This window comes from Oceanispirochaeta sp., from assembly GCF_027859075.1.
GTDB lineage: Bacteria > Spirochaetota > Spirochaetia > DSM-2461 > DSM-2461 > Oceanispirochaeta.
The window spans coordinates 1-6,642 of the sequence record NZ_JAQIBL010000062.1; the positions used below are offsets into that span (position 1 = coordinate 1).

The 6,642-nt window shown below is 43.2% G+C and carries 8 protein-coding genes; 5 read left to right on the plus strand and 3 right to left on the minus strand.

Annotation, left to right across the window (positions count from 1 at the left end; genetic code table 11):
* Positions 1–12 precede the first annotated feature (12 nt).
* Both PF479_RS03395 and PF479_RS03400 read right to left on the minus strand, forming a co-directional pair.
* Positions 13–135, minus strand: coding sequence for a hypothetical protein (locus PF479_RS03395; protein WP_298002232.1), 123 nt, complete (start codon positions 133–135; stop codon positions 13–15).
* A 60-nt stretch (positions 136–195) separates the two neighbouring features.
* Positions 196–1,116 carry an aldo/keto reductase gene (locus tag PF479_RS03400; protein WP_298002234.1) on the minus strand — a complete coding sequence of 307 codons (921 nt, stop codon included), beginning with the start codon at positions 1,114–1,116 and terminating at the stop codon, positions 196–198.
* A gap of 165 nt (positions 1,117–1,281) precedes the next feature.
* On the opposite strand from PF479_RS03400, the gene PF479_RS03405 reads away from it, so the two are divergent.
* From PF479_RS03405 to PF479_RS03415, 3 genes are all read left to right on the plus strand, one after another.
* On the plus strand, positions 1,282–1,641 hold the full coding sequence (locus PF479_RS03405; RefSeq protein ID WP_298002236.1) for a MerR family transcriptional regulator: 360 nt from the start codon (positions 1,282–1,284) through the stop codon (positions 1,639–1,641).
* A 153-nt stretch (positions 1,642–1,794) separates the two neighbouring features.
* On the plus strand, positions 1,795–1,905 hold the full coding sequence (locus tag PF479_RS03410; RefSeq protein WP_367277199.1) for a single-stranded DNA-binding protein: 111 nt from the start codon (positions 1,795–1,797) through the stop codon (positions 1,903–1,905).
* 120 nt (positions 1,906–2,025) lie between these two features.
* A complete protein-coding gene (locus tag PF479_RS03415; protein WP_298002238.1) occupies positions 2,026–3,108 on the plus strand; it encodes a substrate-binding domain-containing protein in 1,083 nt (360 codons plus the stop codon).
* Here PF479_RS03415 and PF479_RS03420 read toward each other — a convergent pair.
* Positions 3,086–4,507, minus strand: a complete 1,422-nt coding sequence (locus PF479_RS03420) for a hypothetical protein (RefSeq protein WP_298002240.1) — start codon at positions 4,505–4,507, stop codon at positions 3,086–3,088. The two genes, PF479_RS03415 and PF479_RS03420, sit on opposite strands and share 23 nt — an antisense overlap.
* A 109-nt stretch (positions 4,508–4,616) precedes the next feature.
* On the opposite strand from PF479_RS03420, the gene PF479_RS03425 reads away from it, so the two are divergent.
* Both PF479_RS03425 and PF479_RS03430 read left to right on the plus strand, forming a co-directional pair.
* Positions 4,617–5,489, plus strand: a complete 873-nt coding sequence (locus tag PF479_RS03425; protein WP_298002242.1) for a sugar phosphate isomerase/epimerase — start codon at positions 4,617–4,619, stop codon at positions 5,487–5,489.
* 16 nt (positions 5,490–5,505) lie between these two features.
* On the plus strand, positions 5,506–6,546 hold the full coding sequence (locus PF479_RS03430; protein ID WP_298002244.1) for a sugar ABC transporter substrate-binding protein: 1,041 nt from the start codon (positions 5,506–5,508) through the stop codon (positions 6,544–6,546).
* Positions 6,547–6,642 lie beyond the last annotated feature (96 nt).

Genomic DNA, 6,642 nt, shown 5'->3' on the forward strand with positions numbered 1-6,642 from the left:
GTAATATATGACTTATTTGCTTTTTTGCCCTGTCTGAACCCGTTTCAGGAGGTAGAACTCCCATCCCTGTTGAAGGCAAAGGGCCGATACCGCTGACGAGATAATCCCGCTGCCACCAATTATTAATGCTTTCACCCCAATTTTCTCCTCTCGTTTTTCCAAAATAGACAATGCTTTGCCTGTGTTTTAAAATCTTCAGGGTAAAATATTCCCGGCGGCCAGGTAAATTTCATACCATTCCTCACGGGTAAGGCTTATATCCATTGCTTTTATACAGTCTTTCAGGCGTTGTCTGTTCATTGTTCCCGTTACGGGCTGCATCTTTGCCGGATGCCGCAGCAACCAGGCGAAAGTTATTGTGACATTACTGACGCCGTATTTCCCGGCAATCTCATCAATTTTTTTGTTCAGCTCCGGAAATTTCTCATTATCCAGAAAGACACCCTCGAAGAATCCGAACTGGAAGGGCGACCACGGCTGAATCGTTATATCATTGAGGCGGCAGAAATCCAGTACACTGGCATCTCGATTCACAGCACCATCGTCCAGCATATTGACATGCAATCCCTGAGTAATCATGTTAGCGTTGGTGATGCTGAGCTGAAGCTGGTTTGCCACGAGGGGTTGTTTTACAAATTTCTTTAAAAGCTGTATCTGCATGGGATTCTGGTTGGAAACACCAAAATGTCGTACCTTGCCGCTTTCGTGCAGAATATTAAATGCCTCGGCAACTTCCTCCGGTTCTACTAATGCATCAGGCCGATGGAGGAGCAAAACATCCAGATACTCTGTTCTCAGACGACTCAAACTTCCCTCAACTGATGCCAGAATATGTTCCTTCGAAAAATCAAAGGCAACGTCTGGCCGTATGCCGCATTTTGATTGCAGGAAAATCTTCTCCCGCTTGTCATTGTTCATATGAGCGGCTTCGGCAAAAATGGCTTCGCAATCCCCTCCTCCATAGACATCAGCATGGTCAAAGAAGGTTGCTCCTCCCTCTATCGCTGTTTGAATAAACCCCTCGGCTTCACTCTTTTCCAGTCCGTTTATACGCATACATCCCACTGCAATTGCGGGGACTTCCAGACCCGATGTTCCTAATGGTATCTTTTTCATCTTTTCACTTCCTTTTTTTGTGTACTCGGTAGTTCTTTCACAGACTTAACTATGCTTCTTGACATATGGCCGGACAAAATTACAAAATAATGGTAAACCTTAGCGTTAACGTTAAGTCAAGAGTTTTAGATAAAGAAAAGGGAAGGTCATTTTATGGGATATACAGTGAAAACGGTTGCGGAAAGAACCAACCTGAGTCCGAATACCTTACGGTATTATGAGAAAGAGGGATTACTTCCTAGTATAAAGCGAACGAAAAGTGGAATTAGACATTATTCTGATGAAGATTTGGAATGGCTGGGTTTAATCTGCTGTTTAAAAAATACAGGTATGTCCATTAAGCAGATTCGTGATTTTGTCGATCTGAGTTTGCAGGGATCTGCAACTCTCAAAGCCAGATGCGAAATGCTGGTTGATCATAAGAGAAGTGTAGAAAAACATATTGAGCAAATGAATCTGCATCTTGAAAAGGTCACACATAAAATTGAATTTTTTACAAAACAATATGAGGATTTTACGTCATAAGATACAGGCAGCCCTTCAAGTCCCAGAATGATTGAATATATCAGCGATAAAATCAAATAAACCTGACAGTGGATATCATTTTTGCTAATGATTGAAGTTAAGAAATGACTATTCTTCTGCTTCTTATCATTATGAAATAAGAAATCTAATATTGTGATTCTAGAAGGAAATCTGGTCCGTGATCCCGAGGCCAACCTGACCCCCAAGGGGACTCGGGTTGGCAAGTTTTCAGTAGCCAGCAACAGATTCTACAAATCTCATTAGGTGATTGTATTAGGATGAACTATATTTCAAATAGTTATGATACAGTCAAACATTCTTCCTCACCACTTTTCAAATTCACATTTTTCATATACATATATATACAAGTAAGGATGAGGGAATGTGCAAGTGACTAAAAAACAGATGGTAGCCGACTGGGTTAAGAAGAGTATCCGATCCGGGGTCATTCAACCAGGAGACAAAATTCCATCCGAAAGTGAAATTACGGAACGATTCGGAGTTTCTCGTGGATCTGTTCGGCAAAGTATTCAGATATTGGTTACTGAAGGAATTCTGGAAAGTCGTCAGGGCATTGGAACATTCGTCTGTAATGCTCCCCGTAGTGAATCATCAACACTTGCATTTGTCTGCTATCGGAATTATTCCTATATCTTTCCGGAAATGATTCACGGATTTAATTCAGTTCTTCAAAGAAATAGAAGGCGGATGATTCTTGGAGAAACCCGATATGGCCTGGATTTAGAACGGAAAATACTCCTTGATTTAATAGAGAATGGAGTCTCGGGAATAGCCATTACTCCTGTAGAAGGGGATCAGGGACAAAATAACCTGGAGCTCTTTGAGAAAATCGAAAACAGAGGAATCCCTATCGTACTTCTTGATAACGATTTGGGCTGTGATCAGCTTGATTCAGTCGTGCAGGATGATTTTCTGGGAGGCAGACAGGCAGGAGATACTCTTATCAATCAGGGGCACAGGCGTATCGGAATCGTTTATAGTACGAATTATCATCCTAAGCTTCAGCGGATGAAGGGGGTAAAAAACGCTCTGAATTCCGTTGGACTGGAGCTGGAAAGTCGACATATTGTAGGGATAAAAGGGCAATCTTCGGCTAGGAGAGCCTATCTACAGATTAGAAATTATGTTTACAATTCTAAAAATCTACCCACTGCCTTTGTCTGCAGCAGCGATGATGAGGCTCTTATGCTAATGAGGAATTTAAAACGGAGAGGTATGAAAATCCCGGAGGATGTTTCAATTATTTCATTTGATAATTCGGAAATCAGTCGCTTAAGCCGGCCTACATTGACGACCATGGATCATCCCAGTATGCATATGGGAGAGCTTGCTGCCAATGTTCTGATAGGACGTCTCGCTATATCGGGCTTCCGGACCCATACGCGTATTGTAGTAGAACCGAATCTGATTTCCCGCAAGTCTATTACTGGAATTTCTGTCGAATGACCTGATCGACAAAAGATTCTCCATCAAAAACAGTTTTTTCTACACGGGGAAGGTTGGGAATGTCGATTCCTGAGAATGAGTGAGCATCTCCGTATTGTGGCAGCCATTCGGACTGTTTCTCTATGAATTTAAAAGTCATATCCCTGATTGAATTTATACTCATCGATGATGCCGTTATGGGGTCATGACACATGGCCCGGACGAGGTCTTCAGGATTTCCCGATAAAGCAGCATCTGTCATCAATTCATTACTAACAGTATGTGTCAGGCTCATTGAAAGAACCTCTCTGGGGATTTGGGTGGTAGCGGCGGGAATCCAGCAGCCGCTGCTCTGAGATATCTCAGTTTCAACAATGGCAGAGCGAGGCATATTCGATATTCTACCCTCTTTATTCGTGACATTTCCAAATATAGGATTCGAAGATTTATTTTGATCTTTATTTACTGCCTCATTCCGGAGTATTCGAACGAGAGAATGGCGGCTTACAGGAAATCGTTCAGGCTTTGCTGTTTTAAGAAAATTCATCTGGCCCAATTGTTTGTGGAGTAAGCTGTTGACTCTCGGATAAATACCAGTTCTTCCAGCATAACCAGACGCAAGGTAAGATTTTCTGCTGGTTTCAGAGTTTCGAAACCAGGGAAGCATATCACTGAGCTGACCGGAAGACTCTGAACAAAAGTAACCAAAAGTTTGAAGAATTTCAGCACGGACACGTTCCTTGCCTGCAATATTCGGATTGAGAATGGCCCTTCGGAGTTCTTCATATAAATTTTCCCCATGCTTGTCTTCCAGACTTACAAGCCAGGACATGTGATTGGTACCTGCCAGTTTAAAACGGAGTATATCCACATTCAGCAGAGATTTAATTGAGTCTAACATTGCCGCAGGCCCGTCACATAATCCTATATGACGGTGCCAGTTTTTCCGTTCGAAGACCATACCGGCAGGCCCAAGAGGATTCACATAGTTGATGATCAGACTGTTCGGGGCTAATTCTTCCAGATCCCTTCTCAGTCCGTCAAGTACTGGTATGACTCTCTGTGCCCGCATGACTGCTCCGGGACCCAGGGTGTCACCGATACACTGCCCCACACCAAAGTGAAGTGGAATCTTGTGATCAAGAGCAGATGCTCTGAATCCTCCGATGTCGAACATCGTAATGACAACCTGACAACCCTCAACGGCTTCACGGCTGTTCCGGGTAACCAGGACTGTTAAGCTATTACTCCTGCAAGGGTATGTTCGCCGGGCATAGTCAGCCACAATCCTGGTATGATCTATATGGAGGGACATCAAACGAAGCTCCAGATCGGTTTCTGTAAATTCCTGGAGTATTTCATCAATGACCTTTTTTCCGATACTGAGACTACTTGCTCCAATGATGGCAATTCTGAACATAGAAATATTTTACCCTTTTTTCCTTGCGGTGTGGGGTAGTTTATGGTATTTTCATGTTAATACAACATGTTTATACAGCATGTATATACAAGACTGTATGGAGGAATACATGATAATCAGTTTTCATACGGATGCATTCAATTCAGCTGTATTCAGTTTTGAAAAGGCATTGCAGTGGGCTCAGGCCAATGATGTCCGGAGGATTGAATGCGGTGTTATCGAAGGAGTGTCCTGGATTCACGGATTAGGATACTTCCCTCATATCTCATTGACTGAAGATCCGGTTATGCTCAGAAATAAAATGTTGTCTTATGGAGTCCAGTTTTCTCAGATTGATGCTGCCTATCCTCTATCAGGAAAAGATGGCCCTCACCTGGGTGTTCCCTATGTTCTGAAATCCATATCCTGGGCAAAGTTGGCCGGATGTCCGAATATTGCAACGACCGACGGTTTGTTGAAGCCTGAAGGACTCAATGATGATGAGGCTCTGGAACAGATGAAACGCAGCTATGGAACGATTATTGAAGCGGCGGAAGCCAACGAAATTACCATTAATATTGAGATTCACGGTTACTTCACTACTAATCCTGACATGATTGAGAAAATGCTTGCATTTGGGAAAAGTGACTATTTCGGGTTAAATTTCGATACTGGCAATTCATTTATATCGGGTCAGAATCCGGTTACATTCTGCCGCAGGTTTCTTGACCGGGTAAATCATGTGCATATCAAAGATGTATCCAAGAGTCTGGCTGCAGCGGCACGGGGGAATGATACTGGAATAGGCATTAGTCATTGTGCCATTGGAGACGGAGTCAATGCTGATAATATACGGGAAATTCTCATTATGCTTCGGGATTATGGATATGAAGGTGTATTAAGCCTGGAATGCGAAGGGCAGGGAGGTCCCTTGATAGAAAAGTCACTCTCATGGCTCCGTTCGACACTGACCGAACTGAATATAAAGGAAATAAACATCTAATATGGAGGATGATACAATGAAAAGAAATGGAATGAGTTGGGTGATTCTTATTGAACTGATGGTACTGACTCTCGTGCCTATGGGCCTTTTTGCCAATGGGGATGCGGATACCAATGATGATGGAAAACTGGTGTACGGATATGTCACTCCAGGGCCTGACTATTGGTACAAAAAAGATGTAGACGGATTCGTCTATGCCGCCGAACAGGCTGGTGTGGAGGTACTGGTTCTAAATTCCGACTATAATGCGGAAAAGGAAATCTCCAACATCGATTCTCTGATAAATCAGGGTGTGGATGGTATGTGTATTTTCACCTTTAACCAAAATGGTGCCAATATTGCAGCAGACAAATGTGCCGCGGCAGGGATTCCACTGGTTGTTACTGATAATGTAGGACAGGTTTTGAAGAATGACTCTGATGTTGTTGCTGCCATCGATTTTGATTGGTCCGCCATGGGAAAAGATATGGCGGCACATCTTGCCAATAATTATCCCGGTGAAAACATCGCTGTCATCATGGGTATCCTGGAGCATATTCCTGTTCAGATGTTTCTGGCAGAATTCGAACCTGAAGTCAAACGTCTGGGCAAGAACGAAATTGTTGCTGTCAGGGACGGACGCTATAATCCAGAGGAAGCGATGAACCAGGCCCAGGACCTGGTTCAGTCCGGAGTCGATTTTTCTCTTCTGTTCATCTTCAACGATGAAATGGCAGCATCAGTTGTCAGGGGATTGAAAAACGATGGAGTCCTCAATGATCCCATCAAAGTATTCACAACAAACGGTGCGCCTTATGGCATAGAATTGATGAAACAGGGTGACATCAAGTACTCCATCAGTTCCTCCCCCGGTTGGGAAGGTTTTATCTCTTTTCTTGCTCTTCATGCCTATGTTAAAGGGGTGAAAACAGATCTCAACCAGCAAATTATCCTGCCGATTGCAGGTATCACAGACGCAACAATCGATGATAAGACAAAGGTCATCCCATGGGAAATCGATCCGGTTTGGCTAGATCTTACCGCTACGTATTTCCCCGAATACAACGGGTTGTACTAGAGTGAAAAGAATGAACCGCATCCGCATTCCGATTGCGGTTCATTCCATATTTAAAGATGGAAAATAAAATGAATGAAGTTCTGCTAAGCGCCAAAG

Bases quoted from the DNA above. Each gene is read 5' to 3' on its own strand.
- PF479_RS03430 (WP_298002244.1), top strand. From the start codon at position 5,506: ATGAAAAGAAATGGAATGAGTTGGGTGATTCTTATTGAACTGATGGTA.
- PF479_RS03425 (WP_298002242.1), top strand. From the start codon at position 4,617: ATGATAATCAGTTTTCATACGGATGCATTCAATTCAGCTGTATTCAGT.
- PF479_RS03400 (WP_298002234.1), bottom strand. From the start codon at position 1,116: ATGAAAAAGATACCATTAGGAACATCGGGTCTGGAAGTCCCCGCAATT.
- PF479_RS03420 (WP_298002240.1), bottom strand. From the start codon at position 4,507: ATGTTCAGAATTGCCATCATTGGAGCAAGTAGTCTCAGTATCGGAAAA.